Genomic DNA, 19,126 nt, shown 5'->3' on the forward strand with positions numbered 1-19,126 from the left:
AGCCACCCTTAGGCGAAGCGACTGAAATCCGGCTTGCGTTTTTCAAAGAAAGCGGTAAACGCCTCGCGTGCTTCCGGTGCACCCAGCATCGCGCCAAAATGTTTTCCTTCGGTCGCCATCTGCGCCTCCACGGCCGCGCTCTGGCCGCTCTTCATCAGGCCCTTGGTCAGGCGGATCGAGGCCGCCGGCAGCGCCACCAGCTTGGCCGCCTGTTGCTGTGCAAACGGCAACAATTGGTCGGCCGGCAAAATCCGGTTCACCAGGCCCATCTGCTGCGCCTCCTCGGCTCCGAACGCTTCGCCCAGCAGCAGTTTTTCCGCCGCTTGCTGGTAGCCGGCGATCTGCGGCAGCAGCAGGCTGGAGGCGGCTTCCGGACACAGGCCGAGCTGCGCGAACGGCAGCGAAAACTGCGCGTTGTCAGCCGCGTACACCAGGTCGCAATGCAGCAGCAGCGTGGTGCCGATGCCGACCGCGGCGCCGGCCACCGCCGCCACGATCGGCTTGCCCGAATGGCTGATCTGCCACAAGAACTGGAACACCGGGCTGTCGCTGCTGGCTGGCGGATTGCGCATGAAGTCCTGCAAATCGTTGCCGGCGGTGAAAATCTGCGGCTTGCCGGAAATCAGGATGGCGCGAATCGCGCTGTCGCCTTCGGCCTCCTTCAGTGCCTCGGCCATGGCCTGGTACATCGCCGCGGTGATCGCATTTTTCTTGTCCGGGCGATTGAACTCGATCGCCAGAATGCCGTCGTTTTTGCTGATCAGGATATCCATGTCTTCTCCAAAAAATCAAAAGCCGTACAGCCTGCGGCCATACGGCTTCATCTGGTTCGATTGCAGTCGTTACATGCGTTCGAAAATGCCGGCGGCGCCCATGCCGGTGCCGACGCACATCGTCACCATGCCGTATTTCAGGTTGCGGCGGCGCAAGCCGTGCACCACGGTGGCCGAGCGGATCGCGCCGGTGGCGCCCAGCGGATGGCCGAGCGCTATCGCGCCGCCGATCGGATTGACCTTGGCCGGATCGAGGTTCAGGTCCTGCATCACCGCCAGCGATTGCGCCGCAAACGCCTCGTTCAGCTCGATCCAGTCGATCTGATCCTGCGTCAGGCCGCCGGCCTTCAGCGCTGCCGGAATCGCTTCCTTGGGGCCGATGCCCATGATTTCCGGCGGCACGCCGCGCACCGCGAACGAGACGAAGCGCGCCAGCGGCGTCAGGTTGAACAGCTTCAGAATCTTTTCGCTGACCAGGATCAGCGCACCGGCGCCGTCCGAGGTTTGCGAGCTGTTGCCGGCGGTGACGCTGCCCTTGGCGGCGAACACCGGCTTCAGCCTGGCCAGCGCTTCCAGGCTGGAATCGGCGCGCGCGCCTTCATCGCGATCGACCGTGCGACGGCTGATCTCGACTTGGCCGGTGGCCAGGTTCGGCGTGCGCTCGATGATTTCGAATGGGGTGGTTTCGTCCTGGAACTCGCCGGCCTGCTGGCCAGCGATTGCCTTCTGGTGCGACTCCAGCGAAAACTGGTCCTGCGCCTCGCGCGAGACTTTCCATTGCTGCGCCACCTTCTCGGCGGTCAGGCCCATGCCATAGGCCATGCCGATGTTCTCATCCTTGAAGATGCCCATGTTCATCGACGGGTGGAAACCCATCATCGGCACCATCGACATCGATTCGACGCCGGCCGCGATCATCACATCGGCCTGGCCGACGCGAATGCGATCGGCCGCCATCGCCACCGCCGTGATGCCGGAGGCGCAGTAGCGGTTGACGGTGACGCCGCCGACCGTTTTCGGCAAGCCCGCCAGCAGCACGCCCATACGACCCAGGTTCAAGCCCTGCGCGCCTTCCGGGAACGAGCAGCCGACGATCGCGTCCTCGATCGTGTTCGGGTCGAGACCGGGCACCTGTGCCAGCGCTGCTTGCAGCGCCCGCACCAGCAGGTCGTCCGGCCGGGTATTTTTGAACATTCCGCGCGGCGCCTTGCCGATCGGGGTGCGGGTGGCGGCAACGATGTATGCGTCTTGAAGTTGTTGTGTCATTTTGAAATTCTCCTGATTCATTCGACCGACGGCGCGGCGGGAAGCCGAGCTATCGTGCCTTGCGCGATCGCGCATAACGCTTCTTTACCGTCATTCACGACGAACACGTCGCAACGGCACACCGCCTGCGATTTGCCGGCATGCACTGCGGCGGCACGTGCAATCAATTCCTGCCCGACCGCCGGACGCACGTAGTTGATCTTGTATTCCGAGGTGACGACGCCGGTGCCGAGCGCGGCGCCGCCGGCGAAGGTCAGCGCATTGTCGGCCGCATAGCTCAGCACGCCGCCATGCGCGAAGCCGTGCTGCTGCTTCAGCGCATCCCCCAGCGGAATCCGCAGTTCGGTGCCCTCGCTGTCGAAGCGGCTCAGTACCGTACCCAGCAGTTGGCTGAACGGTTGCGTCGCCAGCACCTGTCGGCCCATGCCGAGCATGTCCATGACGGCGGCCTCAGTTGCGAACCGGCTTGCCGGTCTGCATCATGCCCATGATCCGCTCCTGCGTCTTCGGATGATTCAGCAATTCCATGAAGGCGCGGCGCTCGAGATCCAGCAGCCACTGTTCGTCGACCAGGCTGCCCTCCTCGACCTCGCCGCCGCACACGATCTCGGCGATCATCGCACCCAGCTTGTAGTCGTGCGCCGAGATGAAGCCGCCATCGCGCATGTTGACCAGTTGCGCCATGATGGTCGCCATGCCGTAGCGGCCGACCACCGGCACCTGCTCCGGCAGCGGCGGCCGGTAGCCGGCGTCGAACATCGCGCGCGCCTCGACCTTGGCCACATGCAGCAGCTCGTACGGGTTGAACACGATCACGTCGTCGGCCGCCAGGTAACCCATCTTCTGCGCTTCCAGCGCCGACTTCGAAACGTTGGCGGTGGCCGCGTTCATGAAATAGTTCTTCAGGAATTGCAGGATGTCGTTGCCGCGCGCTTCGCGGGCCGCCCGCAGCGCCGCCTCCTTCAAGCCGCCGCCGGCCGGGATCAGGCCGACCCCGACTTCGACCAGGCCGATGTAGGACTCGATCGAGGCCACACGCCTGGCCGCATGCATCATCAGCTCGCAGCCGCCGCCCAGCGCCAGGCCGGCCACCGCGGCGACCACAGGCACGTTCGCGTATTTCAGCGCCTGATGCGCCTGCTGCAGTTTCGCCACTTCCGGCTCGATCGCCTTGATGCCGCCCGACATGAACACCGGCAGCATCGATTGCAGGTCGGCGCCGGCCGAGAAGGCGCCGCCTTCGGCCGCATCGGCGCCCCAGATCACCAGCCCCTTGTAGTTCTGTTCAGCTTCGGCGATTGCCCTGGCCATGCCGTTGATCACGCCCTGGCCGATCACGTGCATCTTGGTCTTCAGCGACAGGATCAGGACCTCGTCGTCCTGATGCCAGATGCGCACCGACTCGTCTTCGAACACGGTCGTGCCGGCGGTCGCGCCGCTCGGGCTGGCTTCGCCCAGGATCGTCGCGCGGAATGCCTGGCGCCGATACACCGGCAACTGCGACCGGCCTATAAACGCCTGTTGCGCCGGCGACCAGGAGCCATTAGCCGCATGCACGCCCGCATTTTCAGCAACCGGGCCATCCAATACCCAGGCCGGCAGCGGCGCACTGCAGATCGCCTTGCCGGCGTCGATGTCTTCCTTGATCCATTCAGCCACCTGCTTCCAGCCGGCCGCCTGCCAGCTTTCGAACGGGCCCAGTTTCTGGCCGAAACCCCAGCGCATCGCAAAGTCGATGTCGCGCGCATTGTCGGCGATCGACTCCAGATGCACCGCGATGTAGTGGAAGGTGTCGCGGAAGATCGCCCACAGGAACTGCGCCTGCGGATTGGTCGATTCGCGCAGCGCCTTCATTTTCTTGACCGGGTCCTTTTCCTTCAGGATGCGGTTGACCAGGTCGTCGGCCTTGCCGCCACCCGGCACGTAATCGCCCTTCTCGGCATCGAAACGCAGGATGTCCTTGCCGATTTTCTTGTAGAAGCCGGCGCCGGTTTTCTGGCCCAGCGCGCCGGCGGCGATCAGCTTGCCCAGGATCTCGGGCGTCTGGTAGATCGGATAGAACGGGTCCGCTTGCAGGTTGTCCTGCATGGTCTTCATCACGTGGCCCATCGTGTCCAGGCCAACGACGTCGGCGGTGCGGAAGGTGGCCGACTTGGCGCGCCCCAGCTTGGCGCCAGTCAGGTCGTCGACGACGTCGACCGACAGGCCGAATTTCTGCGCCTCGTACATGGTCGCCATCATGCCGAAGATGCCGACCCGGTTGGCGATGAAGTTCGGCGTGTCCTTGGCGCGCACTACGCCCTTGCCAAGCGTGGTGGTCAGGAAACCTTCCAGCTGGTCGAGGATTTCCGGACGGGTGGCGGCGGTCGGGATCAGTTCGACCAGATGCATGTAGCGCGGCGGGTTGAAGAAGTGCACGCCGCAAAAGCGCGCCTTCAGCTCGGCACCGAAGCCTTCGGACAGAGCAGTGATCGACAGGCCCGAAGTGTTGGAGGCGAAGATCGCGTTCGGCGCGATGTGCGGCGCGACTTTCTTGTACAGGTCATGCTTCCAGTCCATGCGCTCGGCGATCGCCTCGATGATCAGGTCACAGCCGGCCAGGATGTCGAGGTTGTCTTCGTAATTCGCAACCTGGATCAATGCCGCATGCTCCTTGTTGCCGAGCGGTGCCGGGCTGAGTTTTTTCAGGTTCTCGATCGCGCGCAGCACGATGCCATTCTTCGGACCTTCCTTGGCCGGCAAATCGAACAGCACCACCGGCACCCTGGCATTCACGCAATGGGCGGCGATTTGCGCGCCCATCACGCCAGCGCCCAGCACGGCGACTTTTTTAACGATGAAATTGGACATGGGGTTAATCCTTTAGACATGAGGCGCGCGCCGCGCACCATTGGGTATCTTCAATTTTCATCATGTTGACGGCCGAAACTGGCACGCACCAACAGGAGTATGTTGGAGAACGATTAAAACAGATCGGCCTCCAGCGCCATCAGGCTGGCACTGCCCGAGCGCGCCTGACGAATCAGCATCGCAGTCTCCGGCTGCAGGCGCGCAAAGTAAAAACGCGCGGTCGCCAGCTTGGCCTTGTAGAAGCTGTCGCCGGAATCCTGCTTGGCCAGAGCGATCTTCGCCATCTGCGCAAAGAAATAGGAAAACACCAGATGCCCGGCCACGCGCAGATACGGCACCGCGGCGGCGCCGACTTCATCCTGGTTCTGGAACGCCTTCATGCCGATTTCCATCGTCAGCTTGGTCAGCTTGTCGCCCAGGTCGCCCAGCGGCGTGACGAATTCGGACATCGCTTCGTCGGTGCCGTTTTCCTCGACGAAGGCTTGCACCTTGGCGCCGAACTTGCGCAGCTTGGCGCCGTTGTCCATCAGGATCTTGCGCCCCAGCAGATCCAGAGACTGGATCGTGTTGGTGCCTTCGTAAATCATGTTGATGCGGGAATCACGCACGTACTGCTCCATGCCCCATTCGGCAATGAAGCCGTGGCCGCCATACACCTGCATTGCTTCCGAAGTCGAAATCCAACCGTTGTCGGTCAGGAAGGCCTTGACGATCGGCGTCAGCAGCGCGACTTCGTCGGCGCACTCCTTGCGCACTTCCTCGTCCGGATGATTCAGTTCGCGATCGATCTGCAAGGCGATATACGAGCAGAACGCGCGACCGCCTTCGGCATAGGCGCGGGCGGTCAGCAGCATGCGCCGCACGTCCGGATGGACGATGATCGGGTCGGCCGGCTTGTCCGGCGCCTTGACGCCCGACAGGCTGCGCATCTGCAGGCGGTCCTTGGCATATACCACCGCGTTTTGGTAGGCCACTTCGGTCAGGCCGAGCGACTGCATGCCGACCCCGAGGCGCGCCGCATTCATCATCACGAACATTGCATTCAAGCCCTTGTTCGGCTGCCCGATCAGCCAGCCGGTGGCGCCGTCCAGGTTCATCTGGCAGGTGGCGTTGCCGTGGATACCCATCTTTTCCTCGAGCGCGCCGCAAAAGATCGGGTTGCGCGCGCCCAGCGTGCCGTCCGCATTCGGCAGGAACTTCGGCACCAGGAACAGCGAAATACCCTTGGTACCGGCCGGCGCCTCCGGCAGCCGCGCCAGCACCAGGTGCAGGATGTTGGCCGCCATGTCGTGCTCGCCGGCCGAAATGAAGATCTTGTTGCCGGAAAGCTTGTACGAACCGTCCGCCTGCGGCTCCGCCTTCGAGCGCAGCAGGCCGAGGTCGGTGCCGCAATGCGGCTCGGTCAGGCACATGGTGCCGGTCCATTCGCCGGATACCAGCTTCGGCAGGTACAGCGCCTTCTGTTCCGGCGTGCCGTGTTCGTGCAGGCATTCGTAGGCGCCGTGCGACAGGCCCGGGTACATGGTCCAGGCCTGGTTCGACGAATTCAGCATTTCGTAGAACGAATTGTTGATCACCAGCGGCAAGCCCTGGCCGCCGTATTCAGGGTCGCAGGACAGCGAAGGCCAGCCGGCTTCCACATACTGCCGGTAGGCTTCCTTGAAGCCCTTGGGCGGCGTCACTTCATGCGTTTCCCGGTTCAGGTGGCAGCCTTCGCGGTCGCCCGAGTGATTCAGCGGGAACAGCACGTTGGCGGTGAACTTGGCGCCTTCCTCCAGCACCTGATTGATGACGCCGGCGTCGATCTCCGCGTGTTTCGGCAACTGCTTCAATTCCTGTTCGACCTGCAACAATTCGTGCAGCACGAACTGCATGTCACGCAAGGGGGCGACATATTGACCCATGGTTTTCTCCTGACAAAGAATGGGATTGGTTTATTTTTTGGCGGCTCTGGACGGCCGGCCGCTTGCCCGGCCGGCGGCCGGCAAAGGATTGCGATAGCTTTCGAGCAGACGTTCAAAGCCGATCTGCGCGCGTTCGGTGCTGCCGGGCATTTTCAGGAAACGCGCATCGTGGTGCAGCGCCAGCACCAGGCCATACATTTCATAGACCATCTGGCCGGCGTCGGTATCGGCGCGCAAGTGCCCCATCTCCACCGCCTGCAACACGCAGCGGCGCAGGGCACCTTGCCAGGTACGCACCATCGCCGCCAGTTCCTCGCGGATCGCGCCGGGCCGGTCATCGTATTCGACCGCGCCGCTGATATAGATGCAGCCGGAGGCGATTTCGACCGTAACCCGCTTGATCCAGCGCGCGAACATCGCTTGCAGGCGCGGCAGCCCGCGCGGCTCTTTCATACTCGGATAAAACACTTCCTGCTCGAAGTGCTGGTGATACAGCTTGACCACCTCGATCTGCAAATCCTCGCGCGACCCGAAATGCGCAAACACGCCAGACTTGCTCATGTGCATTCGTTCCGCCAGCAAGCCAATGGTCAGCCCTTCCAGGCCATCGCGGCTGGCCAGATTGAGTGCCACGTCGAGAATCATGGCGCGCGTCATTTCACCTTTGCGCATACATTTCTGGGTCGAATCGGGCAGGTTATACACCACGTTGTTTCCTGTAAAAATTTACAAAACACGGGGCCGGGGCGCTGCATCGGAAGCGGATGCGAACGCTCGTACTATTATGCACCCCACTATAAATGTCAAACCCGAACTTAGAGGGGCGATTCTATTTGCGGGAGACAATCGCAGCGAAGACGGGCGCCGGCTTGTGCAACAAAAACTGCCATCATATCAACCCCGGGTCTGATCCAGTTGCCGCCGGGCGCGCTTGGTCGGGCGCCCCTTGAGCGCGGCCGCCGGTTCCTGCAGGAGCTTTCCGCGCTCGGCAGCCAATTGGCGGCGCGCCAGGCTGGCGCCGGTCTCCGCGTACAGGGCGCGCGCAGCGGCGGCCGGTCCGCGCTGGCCGGCCAATGCCAGCACCGTCACTTCCCACTGGCTGGCGCCATTGTCGATCAGCAGCACCGCCCCCGGCGCCAGATTGCGCGCCGGCTTGACCCGGCAGCCATTCCATCGTACCTGGCCGCCGTCCACCGCTAGCGCGGCCTGGGCCCGGGTCTTGAAGAAGCGGGCCGCCCACAGCCATTTGTCAAGGCGAACCGCATCCATCAGGCCGTCATTCCCGAAAACCGGAGGCATCTGGTAACGGCTTGCCCCAGCCGATTCAAACCAATCGAGTGCATGACAACATTCATGTTTCCCATCGGATAACAATGGCGTTTTCCAGATGGCTGACGCCGGCGTGGTGTTGCATGCTGGAAGGCACGGATAAAAGCGCTGGCTCCTTGGTCATTGCAAGGCACCATGATAGTTCAGAACCGCCGCCGCCAATTCATCGGTGGCTGCTGACGCCTCAAGCGCTGTATGCGAAGATGCCGACATGACTCTGACCGAACTCAAATACATCGTCGCCGTCGCCCGCGAAAAGCATTTTGGCCGCGCAGCGGAAGCCTGCCATGTGGCGCAGCCGACCCTGTCGGTGGCCATCAAGAAGCTGGAAGACGAGCTGGGTGTCGTCATTTTCGAACGGGGTGGCGCCGAGGTATCGGTCACCCCGCTCGGCGCCAGGATCATCGACCAGGCCGAGCGCGTGCTGGAAGAAACCGCCGCCATCAAGGAAATCGCCAGCCAGAACAAGGACCCGCTGGTCGGACCGTTGCGTCTCGGGATCATCTATACGATCGGGCCCTACCTGCTGCCGCCACTGGTCAAGACCATGATTGAACAAGTGCCGCAGATGCCGCTGGTGCTGCAGGAAAACTTCACCGTGCGGCTGCTGGAACTGCTGCGCCAGGGCGAGCTGGATGCCGCCATCATGGCGCTACCCTTCCCCGATCAAGGGCTGGTCCTGCAGCCGCTGTACGATGAACCGTTCGTGGTGGCCTTGCCGAAGCACCATCCGTGGGCTAACCGCAGCGAAATCAGCGCGCACGAGCTGAAATCCGAAACCATGCTACTGCTGGGCACCGGCCATTGCTTCCGCGACCAGGTGCTGGAAGTGTGTCCGGAAATGTCACGCTTTTCGACCACCGGCGATGGCATCGCGCGCACCTTCGAAGGCTCGTCGCTGGAAACCATCCGCCACATGGTGGCGTCCGGCATCGGCATCACGGTGCTGCCGCTGGCTTCGGTGCCCGATATGGAGGCCAAGGACGGCATGCTGCGCTACGTCCCGTTTGCGCCGCCGCTACCATCGCGCCGGGTCGTGATCGCCTACCGCAAGAGCTTCACCCGCGCCGCCGCGATCGAGGCGGTGCACCGTGCAGTACGGGACTGCGGCCTGCGCGGCGTGACGATGCTGCAGGAACCGGCACTCGAAACGGCTTAGGCGCGGCTACCGCCGCTTAACGCGGATGCCGTCGCACTCGCCAGCAGGCCAGCCGCAGCCGGGATTTCCAATTGACTTGTCGGCCCCCAGAAAAACCGATGGTAGTCAACAGATATTTCAGTCCCCGTTACGACAACTTAAACCGAACCGCCGGCCCTTATAATTCATTTTTGCAATGCAATATATTCAATCGGATGAAGCGCCTGCAACTCTATATTCGCCTGGTGCGGCTGGACAAGCCGATCGGCATTCTGCTCCTGCTGTGGCCGACGCTGGCCGCGCTGTGGTTCGCCTCGAACGGCCGACCGGACTGGAAGCTGGTCGCGATATTCACTCTCGGCACCATCCTGATGCGCTCGGCCGGCTGCGCCATCAATGATTACGCCGACCGCGCCGTCGATCTTCATGTCAAGCGCACCGCCGATCGGCCCTTGACCAGCGGTCGCATCGCCGCCTGGGAAGCGTTGATGGTGGCCGCCGTGCTGGCCTTGCTGTCGCTGGCACTGATCCTGCCGCTCAATACGCTGACCAAGCAGTTGTCGGTGTGCGCGGTGCTGATTGCGGCCAGCTATCCGTATTTCAAGCGCTTCTTCGCAATCCCGCAAGCCTATCTCGGAATTGCCTTCGGTTTCGGCATTCCGATGGCATTCGCCGCCGTCACCGATTCGGTGCCGCTTACGGCCTGGCTGCTGCTGGCCGCGAATATTTTTTGGGCCATCGCCTACGACACCGAGTATGCAATGGTCGACCGCGACGACGACCTGAAAATCGGCGTGCGTTCCTCGGCGATCACCTTCGGCCGCTACGACGTGGCGATCGTCATGCTGTGCTACGGCATCACCTTCGCCATCGTGTTCGTGGTCGGCTGGCAGCACGGCTTGCGCGGCTGGTTCGGCGCGGGCCTGGCGATCGCGGTCGGCTGCGCCCTGTATCACTATCAATTGATCCGCGGGCGCGAACGCATGCGCTGTTTCGCCGCCTTTCGCCACAACAACTGGCTGGGCGCGGCGCTATTTGCCGGCATCGTGCTCGATTACGGTTTGCGGCAGGCAACATAAGGCTTCGCCTTTTGACAAGAATCACGTTCACACTGACAATGTTTATTCGAATCAGGAATTCGGCGGCAAGATTCACTATCTGAACCAATAAACCCAATAAACGCACATCCATTTTCCGGGAGCGCTTATGAACATCACGCAGCAAGCGGGTGACGCCAGAGACAAATTGTTGGACGATCTGCGCGCCGTCATCCAGGAGGCGGAGCAGTTGTTGAGCGACACCGAGCAAAACACCGAACGCGGCTACAAGACCGCCATCGCCCAGTTCGAGCGCAAACTGAGAAACACCAAGCGCGAGCTGGCCCGGCTGGAACAGCGCCTGACCTCATCCGGCAAGCAGGCCGTGCAGGCCACCGACCGCTTCGTCGAGGATCATCCATGGCAGGCGGCCGGCATCGGTTTGTGCGCCGGCCTGCTGGTCGGCCTGATCATCGGGCGCAAATAATGGGATACAAATAAGCATGGCGATTATCGATTCGGCGACGCGACTGCTGTCGACTTTTATCGCCACCCTGCAGACCCGGGTGGAATTGCTGACGGTGGAGCTGGAAGAAGAGGCGCTGCGCTATTTTTTCTATCTGCTGCTGTCGCTGGCCGCCATGGCCTGTTTCGGCATTGCCGTACTGCTCGCCATTCTGCTGATCGTGGTGCTGTATTGGGATACCCAGCGCATACCGGTGCTGCTGAGCCTGATCGGTTTTTTCACGCTGGCGGCGATCGCCATCGTGCTCGCCGTGCGCAGCAATTACCGCCGCAAGTCGCGCCTGCTGGCGCATACGCTGGCGGAGATGGCGAAAGATGTCGATGCCCTGAATTCGCCATGACCCCGGCACGCATGGCTTCTCGATGACTTCCCACCTGAAACTCCTCGCGCAACGCCGGCAACGCCTGCAGGCGCGCTGCGCGCTGCAGCGCGAAGCGCTGGCGATCCAGAAGATCCGCCTTGGCCGCTCGTTCGAAACGGTCGATACCGGCATGCGCATCCTGGACCGCTTGCGCACCAATCCCGCCCTGATCCTGGCGCTGGCCGGCGGACTGTTCCTGGTCAAGCCGCGGCGCCTGCTGACGCTGGTGCAAACCGGCCTGGCGGTGTCGCGCGGCTGGCGCCTGGTGGCGCCACTTGTCGGCAAATGGCTCGGGGTGCCGCGCCGCTGAATCGGCAAACCGCGCATGATGCAGTCGCTAGGCGCGGCCGAATTCCTCTCCCAATTCCCTGCTGCGGGCCGCCGCCGCCTTGATCGCTGTCACGATCGCCCCTTTCACATTGCCGGCATCCATGCTGCTCAATGCCGCATAGGTGGTACCGCCCTTTGACGTCACCCGCTCGCGCAGCACCGACAGCGGCTCGGACGACTGCGCCGCCAGTTGCGCGGCGCCGCCAAAAGTGGCGATCGCCAGCGCCGTACCCTGCTCCTGGCTCAAGCCCAGCTCCAGCGCCGCCTGCTGCATCGCTTCCAGAAAATAAAACACGTAGGCCGGGCCGCTGCCGGACACCGCGGTGACCGCATCGATCAGGTTTTCGTCATCCAGCCATACCGTGGCGCCGACCGCGCGCATGATCGCATCGGCCGCCGCCCGCTGCGGGTCCGCCACGCCGCTCATGGCCACCATGCCGGTGATGCCCTGGCCGATCAGCGCCGGCGTGTTTGGCATGCTGCGCACGATCGCGCGGTAGCCGCCGAGCCAACGCGAGAGGTCGGCGGCGCGAATGCCGGCCGCGATCGACAGCAGCAGTTGCGTGTCGAGATGTGGCCGCAATTGCTCGGCGACCGTCTTCATCTGCTGCGGCTTGACCGCCAGCACGATCACCTCGCAGGCGGCGAGGCCAGGGTCGATCTGCGGCGCCGTGCCAATGCCGAACTGCTGCTCCAGCTTGCGCAGCGCCTCGGTATTGGGGTCGACCACGCGAATCCGGTCGGCGCCAACCAGACGGCCGGCCAGGCCGCCAATCAAGGCGCTTGCCATGTTGCCGCCGCCGATAAATCCGATTTTCATATTAGCTTGCATAGTTTCTCGCTCCAAAAATCGCGCTGCCGACGCGCACCATGGTCGAACCTTCCATGACCGCCGCCGTCAGATCGGCCGACATGCCCATCGACAAGGTATCCAGCGCCAGACCCTCGATCCGCAATTGTTCGAATAACTGCCGCAAGCGCCGAAAGGCGGCGCGTTGCCGTTCCAATTCGGCAGCCGGCTCCGGGATCGCCATCAGTCCGCGCAGCCGCAGGTTCGGCAGTTGCGCGATCAGATGCGCCAACGGGGACGCCTGCTGCGGCGCGACGCCGCTCTTGCTGGCTTCGGCATCCAGATTCACCTGCAGGCAGACGTTCAGCGGCGGCAAGTGCGCGGGCCGCTGGGCCGACAGGCGGCGCGCGATTTTCTCGCGCTCAACCGAATGCACCCAATCGAAATGGGTCGCGATCGCCTGCGTCTTGTTGCTCTGGATCGGGCCGATGAAATGCCATTCCAGCGCGGCATCGGGCCGGGCGGCACGTACCGTAGCCATCTTCTCCAGCGCTTCCTGCAGGTAATTTTCGCCAAATGCGAATTGCCCGGCATCCACCGCCTGCAGCACCACTTCGGCGCCGAAGGTCTTGGAAACCGCCAGCAACGCAACCTCGGCCGGATCGCGCCCGGCCGCGGCGGCGGCCGAGGCGATGGCGGCACGCACGGCTTGCAAGTTTCGTACAACTAAGGACATAATCAATTCACTTTTGGCGCTGCTGATCAGAAACAAAAGATATCAGGGCGGCGCCGGCCGCCGGATTTCGCCTCCCCTTTTCCTTGCAGGCCCACGGATTATAAATGGACATTTCAGAACTGCTGGCCTTCTCGGTCAAGAACAATGCCTCCGATTTGCACCTGTCGTCCGGCCTGCCACCGATGATCCGCGTGCATGGCGACGTGCGCCGCATCAACCTGCCGCCGCTGGAGCACAAGGATGTGCACGGCATGATCTACGACATCATGAACGACGGCCAGCGCAAGGCCTACGAAGAACACCTGGAATGCGATTTTTCGTTTGCGATTCCGGGCCTGGCGCGCTTTCGCGTCAACGCCTTCAACCAGGATCGCGGCGCCGCCGCGGTGCTGCGCACGATTCCGTCCAAGATCCTGAGCCTGGAGCAGTTGAACGCACCAAAAATTTTCGCTGACCTGGCCCTGAAGCCACGCGGGCTGGTGCTGGTGACCGGGCCGACCGGTTCCGGCAAGTCGACTACGCTGGCGGCAATGGTGAACCACGTCAATGAAAACGAATACGCGCATATCCTGACCATCGAAGACCCAATCGAATTCGTGCACGAATCGAAGAAATGCCTGATCAACCAGCGCGAGGTCGGCGCGCATACCCACTCGTTCAACAACGCGCTGCGCTCGGCGCTGCGGGAAGACCCGGACGTGGTGCTGGTGGGCGAATTGCGCGACCTGGAAACCATCCGCCTGGCGTTGTCGGCGGCGGAAACCGGCCACCTGGTGTTCGGCACCCTGCACACCTCGTCGGCGGCGAAAACGGTGGATCGCATCATCGACGTCTTTCCCGGCGACGAAAAGGAAATGGTGCGCGCGATGCTGTCGGAATCGCTGCAGGCGGTGATCTCGCAAACGCTGCTGAAAACCAAGGACGGCTCGGGCCGCGTCGCCGCGCACGAGATCATGCTCGGCACGCCGGCGATCCGCAACCTGATTCGCGAGGCCAAGATCGCGCAGATGTATTCGGCGATCCAGACCGGCAGCAACCTCGGCATGCAGACGCTGGACAGCAACCTGACCGACCTGGTGCGGCGCAACCTGATTTCAGTCGGCGCGGCGCGCGCCGCTGCCAAGACGCCGGAAAATTTTCCCGGATGAGCGCGGGAGTGAGCCGTGATTGCAGACGGCATGCCGTCTGCCGGCGAACCAAAGCACGCTTTGCGGCGCGTGAACCCAAGCGGCCTGCAAGCCGCGAGGTGGTGGTGGCGCACTGAAAAATTCCTTCCTTTGACAAGAAGGAATAACGCAAAAGGAAAACCAACATGGAACGGGACCAAGCAACCAAATTCATGCACGACCTGCTGCGCTTGATGGTCAGCAAAAACGGCTCGGACCTGTTCGTCACGACCGATTTTCCGCCGGCCTTCAAGATTGACGGCAAGGTCACGCCGGTATCCAACCAGCCGCTATCGGCTGCCCACACGATGGAACTGGCGCGTGCGATCATGAACGATCGCCAGGCCGCCGAGTTCGAAGCGAAGAAGGAATGTAACTTTGCCATCAGTCCGAGCGGCCTCGGACGCTTCCGCGTCTCCGCCTTCGTGCAGCAGGGCCATGTCGGCATGGTATTGCGCACCATCACTACCAGGATTCCGAAATTCGAGGAACTCGGCCTGCCCGACACCCTGAAGGAAGTGGCGATGACCAAGCGCGGGCTGGTGATCATGGTCGGCGCCACCGGCTCCGGCAAGTCGACCACGCTGGCGGCGATGGTCGGCTACCGCAACGAAAACAGCCACGGCCACATCATCACGATCGAAGATCCGGTCGAATACATCCACCCGCACCGCAACTGCATCGTCACCCAGCGCGAGGTTGGCGTCGACACCGAGGACTGGGGCACGGCGCTGAAGAATTCGCTGCGGCAGGCGCCGGACGTGATCCAGATCGGCGAAATCCGCGACCGCGAAACCATGGATTACGCGATCGCCTTCGCCGAGACCGGCCATCTGTGCCTGGCCACCTTGCATGCCAACAGCGCCAACCAGGCGCTGGATCGCATCATCAACTTTTTCCCGGAAGAACGGCGCCAGCAGTTGCTGATGGATTTGTCGCTCAACCTGAAGGGTATGATTTCGCAGCGGCTGATTCCGTTGCGCGACACCAAGGGCCGCTGCGTGGCGATCGAGATCATGCTGAACTCGCCGCTGATTTCCGACCTGATCTTCAAGGGCCAGGTGCACGAGATCAAGGAAATCATGAAAAAATCGCGCGAGCTCGGCATGCAGACCTTCGATCAGGCATTATTCGATCTGTACGAGGCGGACCAGATTTCGTACGAAGACGCCTTGCGCAATGCCGATTCGGTCAACGACCTGCGGCTGGCGATCAAGCTGCGCAGCAAGGATGCGCAAGAGCGCGACCTGACTGCCGGCACGCACCACCTGGGGATAGTATGAGTACCGTCAATATCTATGATTTCAAGCCGAACAGCCTGGCTGGCGCGCCAGTCGATCTGGCCCGCTATCGCGGCCGCGTGCTGCTGATCGTCAACACCGCCAGCAATTGCGGCTTCACGCCGCAGTATCAGGGGCTGGAAGCGGTGTACCAGCAATTCCGCGACAAGGGAGTGGAAGTGCTGGGTTTTCCGTGCAACCAGTTCGGCGCCCAGGAACCCGGCAGCGCCGCTGAAATCGGCGCCTTCTGCGAAAAGAACTATGGCGTCAGTTTCCCGCTATTTGCCAAGGTCGATGTCAACGGCGACCAGGCCGATCCGCTGTTCCGCTACCTGAAAAGCGCGGCGCCCGGCGTCCTCGGCAGCCAGGCGATCAAATGGAACTTCACCAAATTCCTGGTGCAGAAAGACGGCAATGTCTACAAGCGCTACGCGCCGGCCACCAAGCCGGAAGAGCTGATCGCCGATATTGAAAAGCTGCTGGCCCAATAGACAGTCCGAGGGCAGTTCGCATACTCCAGGAACAGGCGCCGTTTCCAGCCTATAAATAGGTCGATTTTTCGATATACTCCTGTTTCCAATGGAAATTGGCTAACCGTCCGCGCCTGCCGGCGGGGCGGGATAGCGAATCCGCCCGTCCCGCAGCTTGGCAAATGGGGTCAGGCGGTGCGGCGTGCGGCCGTGCGGGCCGATGATGTCTTCCACCGCGATGCCGCGCGCAAGCAGCGCGTCGGCGATCAGCGAACGATGGCAGCGCCACGGCAGCGCCTCCGCGCACATCAGCGCGCAGCGCTGTTGCTGCGCCAGCAGAATGGCCTGCTGCAGGTATTGTTCAAAATCGGCGGTCTGCATGTAGTCGGCATAGCCGCGGAACGAAGCGTTGCGCCAGCCGGTATTGATGGAGTCGGCGCGGGCATGGCGCAAGCCGCCCAACCCGGCCAGATGCGTGTAGCCGATGCCGACCGCATGCAGCGCTGCCGGCAAGCTGTCCCGGTTGAATTGCGGATTGTGGCGCGAGCGCGGCACGCTGCGCACATCCAGCACATGGGTCACGCCATTGATTTGCAGCAGATGGATGAATTCCGGCAGCGCCAGCGTCGAATGGCCAATGGTGCAAACCAGGGGATCAACCGCAATCGCTGCGCTCGTCATCATGCTGGCCTTTCCATCGTTCGTTTGCCTGACTGCTGTTGGAGCAACTACCGGCGGCAAGGTTCAGGCCGGGGCTTTGCTGCCGGTCAACGTCAAAGCCGCCCACAACGGGCGGCGCGCCGCATGTCGCCGAGTTCAAATCACGCCAAACAGCTTCAGCGCCAGCGGCAGCAGCAGCGCGGTCAACACGCCCGACAAGCCCATCGCCAGGCCGGAAAACGCACCCATTTCCTCGCTGACCTGGAAGCCGCGCGCGGTGCCGATGCCATGTGAAGTCACGCCCAGCGCGAAGCCGCGCACGCTGTGTTCCCGGATTTGCAGCAAATTGAACAGGTAGCGCGCGCCGGCAGCGCCCAGGATGCCGGTCAGGATCACCAGCACCGCGGTCAGCGACGGCAAGCCGCCGATTTTTTCCGAAATGCCCATGGCGATCGGGGTCGTCACCGATTTCGGCGCCAGCGACAAGATCGTGGCGCGCGAAGCGCCCAGCGCCCAGGCCACCCCCATGCCGCTGGCGGCCGCTGCGGCGCTGCCGGCCAAGGCGCTCGCCAGCAGCGCCAACCAGTTGCGCTTGAGCTTTTCCAGTTGCAGATAGAGCGGGATCGCCAGCGCGACGGTGGCCGGCCCGAGCAGGAAATGGACGAATTGGGCGCCTTCAAAATAGGTCTGGTAGGCGGTACGGGTCGGCAGCAGGATCAACAGCAGCAGCGCGACCGCGATCGCGACCGGATTCGCCAACGGATTGAATTTGCTGCGCGCATAGACCGCATAGGCAAGCTGATAGGCGAGCAGCGTGGCTGTCAGCCACAGCAGCGGCGAGGCCGACAAATAGACCCAGACGCGGCCAAGTCCGGGCGTCATTTCTGCAGCCGGCGCAGCACCAGCGCCGAGACGATCAGGGAAATCACGGCGCTGATCAGCAGCGCCGCCGCGATCGGCAGCCATTCGTCCGCCACCCGCTGGCCATACACCATGATGCCAACCCCGGCTGGCACGAACAGCAGCGACAGATGGCGCAGAAATTCCAGACTGACCGGCGCCAGTTTCGCGGCCGCCGCCGGTTGCACCAGCAAGAAGCAGAACAGCAGCAGCATGCCGATCACCGGCCCGGGAACCGGCAGTGAAAACGCGTAGGCCAACCCCTCGCCCAGTGTTTGAAAAATCAGCAGCGTGGCGAAAGTATGAATCATCGTTTCCGGCCTTTCCGAAACCGCCAGCCGGCGCGGCGACTCCTGGTCCTTACCTGGATTCCGACATGCGCAGGGCGCTGTCGATGAATTCGATCCAGTGCCGCACCGGAGTCGCGGTGCCGGACTGCAAATGCGTGATGCAGCCGATGTTGGCCGACACGATCATATCCGGTTGCGTCGCCTGCAGATTGGCCAGCTTGTTATCGCGCAACTCGTATGAGATTTTCGGCTGCAATACTGAATAGGTGCCGGCCGAACCACAACATAGATGGCTATCCGTGCACAGTTGAACCTCGACGCCGGCAATGCGCAGCAGCGCCTCGACCTTGCCGCGAATCTGCTGCCCATGCTGCAGCGTGCATGGCGGGTGCCAGGCGATTCTCTGACGAGTCTTGCCGCCCAGGCGTTGCTCCAGCTCGCTCTCGAAGGCCGGCAGCAACTCGCTCAGATCCTTGGTCAATTCCGAGACGCGCCGCGCTTTGGCCGCGTAGGCCGGATCGTGCGCCAGATGATGGCCGTATTCCTTGACCGTCACGCCGCAGCCGGAAGCCGTCATCACGATTGCCTCCGCGCCGGCTTCGATCTGCGGCCACCAGGCGTCGATGTTGCGCCGCATGTCGTTCAAGCCGCCGGCCTGGTCGTTCAGGTGATAGCGGATGGCGCCGCAGCAGCCGGCGCGCGGCGCGATCACCAGTTGCACCCCGAGCGCGTCGAACACGCGCGCGGCGGCAGCGTTGATGTTGGGCGCCATCGCCGGCTGCACGCAGCCGTCCAGCAGCAGCATCTTGCGCGCATGCGTGCGCGTCGGCCAGGCGCCAGCCGGCTGCGCCACCGGCACCTTGTTCTTCAACGCGGCCGGCAGCCAGGGCCGCAGCAACTGCCCGGCCTTCATGGCCGGCGTAAACAACCACTTGCGCGGCAAAAACTCTTTCAGCAGGAGCCGCACGAAACGCTGCGGCTGGGGGCGCGCCACCTGCTGCTCGACCACCTTGCGGCCAATGTCCAGCAAGCGGCCGTATTGCACGCCGGACGGACAGGTGGTTTCGCAATTGCGGCAGGTCAGGCAACGATCCAGATGCAACTGGGTGCTGGCGGAGGCCGGCTTGCCTTCCAACACCTGCTTCATCAGGTAGATGCGGCCGCGCGGACTGTCCAGTTCGTCGCCAAACAACTGGTAGGTCGGGCAGGTGGCCAGGCAGAAACCGCAATGCACGCATTTGCGCAAAATGGCGTCGGCTTCCTGGCCTTCGCGCGTCTGTTTGATCAAGTCGGCTAGATTGGTTTGCATCGCGTCGTCCG

The 19,126-nt window shown here is 62.8% G+C and carries 21 protein-coding genes; 8 read left to right on the top strand and 13 right to left on the bottom strand.

Features of this window, described 5'->3' with window-relative positions:
• Window positions 1–8: 8 nt before the first annotated feature.
• From ACK2VC_RS06650 to ACK2VC_RS06680, 7 genes are all read right to left on the bottom strand, one after another.
• Window positions 9–773, bottom strand: coding sequence for an enoyl-CoA hydratase (locus tag ACK2VC_RS06650; RefSeq protein ID WP_486732822.1), 765 nt, complete (start codon window positions 771–773; stop codon window positions 9–11).
• Between the two features lie 69 nt (window positions 774–842).
• Window positions 843–2,039 carry an acetyl-CoA C-acyltransferase gene (locus ACK2VC_RS06655; RefSeq protein ID WP_486732823.1) on the bottom strand — a complete coding sequence of 399 codons (1,197 nt, stop codon included), beginning with the start codon at window positions 2,037–2,039 and terminating at the stop codon, window positions 843–845.
• Window positions 2,040–2,056: 17 nt separating this feature from the next.
• The gene (locus ACK2VC_RS06660; protein WP_486732824.1) at window positions 2,057–2,479 is read right to left on the bottom strand and encodes a PaaI family thioesterase; all 423 of its coding nucleotides are present in this window, start codon (window positions 2,477–2,479) and stop codon (window positions 2,057–2,059) included.
• A 10-nt stretch (window positions 2,480–2,489) separates the two neighbouring features.
• Window positions 2,490–4,889, bottom strand: coding sequence for a 3-hydroxyacyl-CoA dehydrogenase/enoyl-CoA hydratase family protein (locus ACK2VC_RS06665; RefSeq protein WP_486732825.1), 2,400 nt, complete (start codon window positions 4,887–4,889; stop codon window positions 2,490–2,492).
• A 113-nt stretch (window positions 4,890–5,002) separates the two neighbouring features.
• Window positions 5,003–6,793: an acyl-CoA dehydrogenase C-terminal domain-containing protein gene (locus ACK2VC_RS06670; protein ID WP_486732826.1), complete on the bottom strand. Its 1,791-nt coding sequence runs from the start codon at window positions 6,791–6,793 to the stop codon at window positions 5,003–5,005.
• A gap of 30 nt (window positions 6,794–6,823) precedes the next feature.
• The gene (locus ACK2VC_RS06675) at window positions 6,824–7,465 is read right to left on the bottom strand and encodes a TetR/AcrR family transcriptional regulator (protein ID WP_486732827.1); all 642 of its coding nucleotides are present in this window, start codon (window positions 7,463–7,465) and stop codon (window positions 6,824–6,826) included.
• Window positions 7,466–7,687: 222 nt separating this feature from the next.
• Complete coding sequence (locus ACK2VC_RS06680) at window positions 7,688–8,062, bottom strand: RNA-binding S4 domain-containing protein (RefSeq protein ID WP_486732828.1); 375 nt, start codon at window positions 8,060–8,062, stop codon at window positions 7,688–7,690.
• Window positions 8,063–8,333: 271 nt separating this feature from the next.
• Here ACK2VC_RS06680 and ACK2VC_RS06685 point away from each other — a divergent pair, with 271 nt between their 5' ends.
• The 5 genes from ACK2VC_RS06685 (at window position 8,334) to ACK2VC_RS06705 (ending at window position 11,494) form a co-directional block, all read left to right on the top strand.
• Window positions 8,334–9,281, top strand: coding sequence for a LysR substrate-binding domain-containing protein (locus ACK2VC_RS06685; RefSeq protein ID WP_486732829.1), 948 nt, complete (start codon window positions 8,334–8,336; stop codon window positions 9,279–9,281).
• A 194-nt stretch (window positions 9,282–9,475) separates the two neighbouring features.
• Window positions 9,476–10,339: a 4-hydroxybenzoate octaprenyltransferase gene (gene ubiA, locus ACK2VC_RS06690; RefSeq protein ID WP_486732830.1), complete on the top strand. Its 864-nt coding sequence runs from the start codon at window positions 9,476–9,478 to the stop codon at window positions 10,337–10,339.
• Between the two features lie 127 nt (window positions 10,340–10,466).
• Window positions 10,467–10,784: an ElaB/YgaM/YqjD family protein gene (locus ACK2VC_RS06695; RefSeq protein WP_486732831.1), complete on the top strand. Its 318-nt coding sequence runs from the start codon at window positions 10,467–10,469 to the stop codon at window positions 10,782–10,784.
• A 16-nt stretch (window positions 10,785–10,800) separates the two neighbouring features.
• Complete coding sequence (locus ACK2VC_RS06700) at window positions 10,801–11,163, top strand: phage holin family protein (protein WP_486732832.1); 363 nt, start codon at window positions 10,801–10,803, stop codon at window positions 11,161–11,163.
• 22 nt (window positions 11,164–11,185) lie between these two features.
• Window positions 11,186–11,494: a YqjK family protein gene (locus ACK2VC_RS06705; RefSeq protein ID WP_486732833.1), complete on the top strand. Its 309-nt coding sequence runs from the start codon at window positions 11,186–11,188 to the stop codon at window positions 11,492–11,494.
• Between the two features lie 27 nt (window positions 11,495–11,521).
• Here the strand turns inward: ACK2VC_RS06705 and proC are convergent, their stop codons facing one another.
• Together proC and ACK2VC_RS06715 are read right to left on the bottom strand one after the other, a co-directional pair.
• A complete protein-coding gene (gene proC / locus ACK2VC_RS06710) occupies window positions 11,522–12,334 on the bottom strand; it encodes a pyrroline-5-carboxylate reductase (RefSeq protein ID WP_486732834.1) in 813 nt (270 codons plus the stop codon).
• Between the two features lies 1 nt (window position 12,335).
• On the bottom strand, window positions 12,336–13,040 hold the full coding sequence (locus ACK2VC_RS06715; protein WP_486732835.1) for a YggS family pyridoxal phosphate-dependent enzyme: 705 nt from the start codon (window positions 13,038–13,040) through the stop codon (window positions 12,336–12,338).
• 104 nt (window positions 13,041–13,144) lie between these two features.
• Between ACK2VC_RS06715 and ACK2VC_RS06720 the strand changes: the two genes are divergently transcribed.
• From ACK2VC_RS06720 to ACK2VC_RS06730, 3 genes are all read left to right on the top strand, one after another.
• On the top strand, window positions 13,145–14,188 hold the full coding sequence (locus ACK2VC_RS06720) for a type IV pilus twitching motility protein PilT (protein ID WP_486732836.1): 1,044 nt from the start codon (window positions 13,145–13,147) through the stop codon (window positions 14,186–14,188).
• A 164-nt stretch (window positions 14,189–14,352) separates the two neighbouring features.
• Window positions 14,353–15,489 (top strand): PilT/PilU family type 4a pilus ATPase, encoded by a 1,137-nt coding sequence (locus tag ACK2VC_RS06725; RefSeq protein WP_486732837.1) that lies wholly within the window; start codon window positions 14,353–14,355, stop codon window positions 15,487–15,489.
• Entirely contained in the window at window positions 15,486–15,977 is a 492-nt protein-coding gene (locus ACK2VC_RS06730) for a glutathione peroxidase (protein WP_486732838.1), read from the top strand. Before ACK2VC_RS06725 ends, ACK2VC_RS06730 begins: the two co-directional genes overlap by 4 nt.
• 99 nt (window positions 15,978–16,076) lie before the next feature.
• Here the strand turns inward: ACK2VC_RS06730 and ACK2VC_RS06735 are convergent, their stop codons facing one another.
• The 4 genes from ACK2VC_RS06735 to glcF all read right to left on the bottom strand — a co-directional run bounded on the left by ACK2VC_RS06735 (window position 16,077) and on the right by glcF (window position 19,115).
• Window positions 16,077–16,640 carry a DUF488 domain-containing protein gene (locus ACK2VC_RS06735; protein ID WP_486732839.1) on the bottom strand — a complete coding sequence of 188 codons (564 nt, stop codon included), beginning with the start codon at window positions 16,638–16,640 and terminating at the stop codon, window positions 16,077–16,079.
• Between the two features lie 132 nt (window positions 16,641–16,772).
• Window positions 16,773–17,498 (bottom strand): LrgB family protein, encoded by a 726-nt coding sequence (locus ACK2VC_RS06740; protein ID WP_486732840.1) that lies wholly within the window; start codon window positions 17,496–17,498, stop codon window positions 16,773–16,775.
• A complete protein-coding gene (locus tag ACK2VC_RS06745; RefSeq protein WP_486732841.1) occupies window positions 17,495–17,827 on the bottom strand; it encodes a CidA/LrgA family protein in 333 nt (110 codons plus the stop codon). Before ACK2VC_RS06745 ends, ACK2VC_RS06740 begins: the two co-directional genes overlap by 4 nt.
• A gap of 49 nt (window positions 17,828–17,876) precedes the next feature.
• On the bottom strand, window positions 17,877–19,115 hold the full coding sequence (glcF, locus tag ACK2VC_RS06750; protein WP_486732842.1) for a glycolate oxidase subunit GlcF: 1,239 nt from the start codon (window positions 19,113–19,115) through the stop codon (window positions 17,877–17,879).
• Between the last annotated feature and the right edge of the window lie 11 nt (window positions 19,116–19,126).

It is taken from the genome of Herbaspirillum sp. WTB6, assembly GCF_057457785.1.

Excerpts from the sequence above, each read along its gene's own strand:
- ACK2VC_RS06650 (WP_486732822.1), bottom strand. The coding sequence starts at position 773 with ATGGATATCCTGATCAGCAAAAACGACGGCATTCTGGCGATCGAGTTC.
- ACK2VC_RS06655 (WP_486732823.1), bottom strand. The coding sequence starts at position 2,039 with ATGACACAACAACTTCAAGACGCATACATCGTTGCCGCCACCCGCACC.
- ACK2VC_RS06660 (WP_486732824.1), bottom strand. The coding sequence starts at position 2,479 with ATGGACATGCTCGGCATGGGCCGACAGGTGCTGGCGACGCAACCGTTC.
- ACK2VC_RS06665 (WP_486732825.1), bottom strand. The coding sequence starts at position 4,889 with ATGTCCAATTTCATCGTTAAAAAAGTCGCCGTGCTGGGCGCTGGCGTG.
- ACK2VC_RS06670 (WP_486732826.1), bottom strand. The coding sequence starts at position 6,793 with ATGGGTCAATATGTCGCCCCCTTGCGTGACATGCAGTTCGTGCTGCAC.
- ACK2VC_RS06675 (WP_486732827.1), bottom strand. The coding sequence starts at position 7,465 with ATGCGCAAAGGTGAAATGACGCGCGCCATGATTCTCGACGTGGCACTC.
- ACK2VC_RS06680 (WP_486732828.1), bottom strand. The coding sequence starts at position 8,062 with ATGGATGCGGTTCGCCTTGACAAATGGCTGTGGGCGGCCCGCTTCTTC.
- ACK2VC_RS06685 (WP_486732829.1), top strand. The coding sequence starts at position 8,334 with ATGACTCTGACCGAACTCAAATACATCGTCGCCGTCGCCCGCGAAAAG.
- ubiA (WP_486732830.1), top strand. The coding sequence starts at position 9,476 with ATGAAGCGCCTGCAACTCTATATTCGCCTGGTGCGGCTGGACAAGCCG.
- ACK2VC_RS06695 (WP_486732831.1), top strand. The coding sequence starts at position 10,467 with ATGAACATCACGCAGCAAGCGGGTGACGCCAGAGACAAATTGTTGGAC.
- ACK2VC_RS06700 (WP_486732832.1), top strand. The coding sequence starts at position 10,801 with ATGGCGATTATCGATTCGGCGACGCGACTGCTGTCGACTTTTATCGCC.
- ACK2VC_RS06705 (WP_486732833.1), top strand. The coding sequence starts at position 11,186 with ATGACTTCCCACCTGAAACTCCTCGCGCAACGCCGGCAACGCCTGCAG.
- proC (WP_486732834.1), bottom strand. The coding sequence starts at position 12,334 with ATGAAAATCGGATTTATCGGCGGCGGCAACATGGCAAGCGCCTTGATT.
- ACK2VC_RS06715 (WP_486732835.1), bottom strand. The coding sequence starts at position 13,040 with ATGTCCTTAGTTGTACGAAACTTGCAAGCCGTGCGTGCCGCCATCGCC.
- ACK2VC_RS06720 (WP_486732836.1), top strand. The coding sequence starts at position 13,145 with ATGGACATTTCAGAACTGCTGGCCTTCTCGGTCAAGAACAATGCCTCC.
- ACK2VC_RS06725 (WP_486732837.1), top strand. The coding sequence starts at position 14,353 with ATGGAACGGGACCAAGCAACCAAATTCATGCACGACCTGCTGCGCTTG.
- ACK2VC_RS06730 (WP_486732838.1), top strand. The coding sequence starts at position 15,486 with ATGAGTACCGTCAATATCTATGATTTCAAGCCGAACAGCCTGGCTGGC.
- ACK2VC_RS06735 (WP_486732839.1), bottom strand. The coding sequence starts at position 16,640 with ATGATGACGAGCGCAGCGATTGCGGTTGATCCCCTGGTTTGCACCATT.
- ACK2VC_RS06740 (WP_486732840.1), bottom strand. The coding sequence starts at position 17,498 with ATGACGCCCGGACTTGGCCGCGTCTGGGTCTATTTGTCGGCCTCGCCG.
- ACK2VC_RS06745 (WP_486732841.1), bottom strand. The coding sequence starts at position 17,827 with ATGATTCATACTTTCGCCACGCTGCTGATTTTTCAAACACTGGGCGAG.
- glcF (WP_486732842.1), bottom strand. The coding sequence starts at position 19,115 with ATGCAAACCAATCTAGCCGACTTGATCAAACAGACGCGCGAAGGCCAG.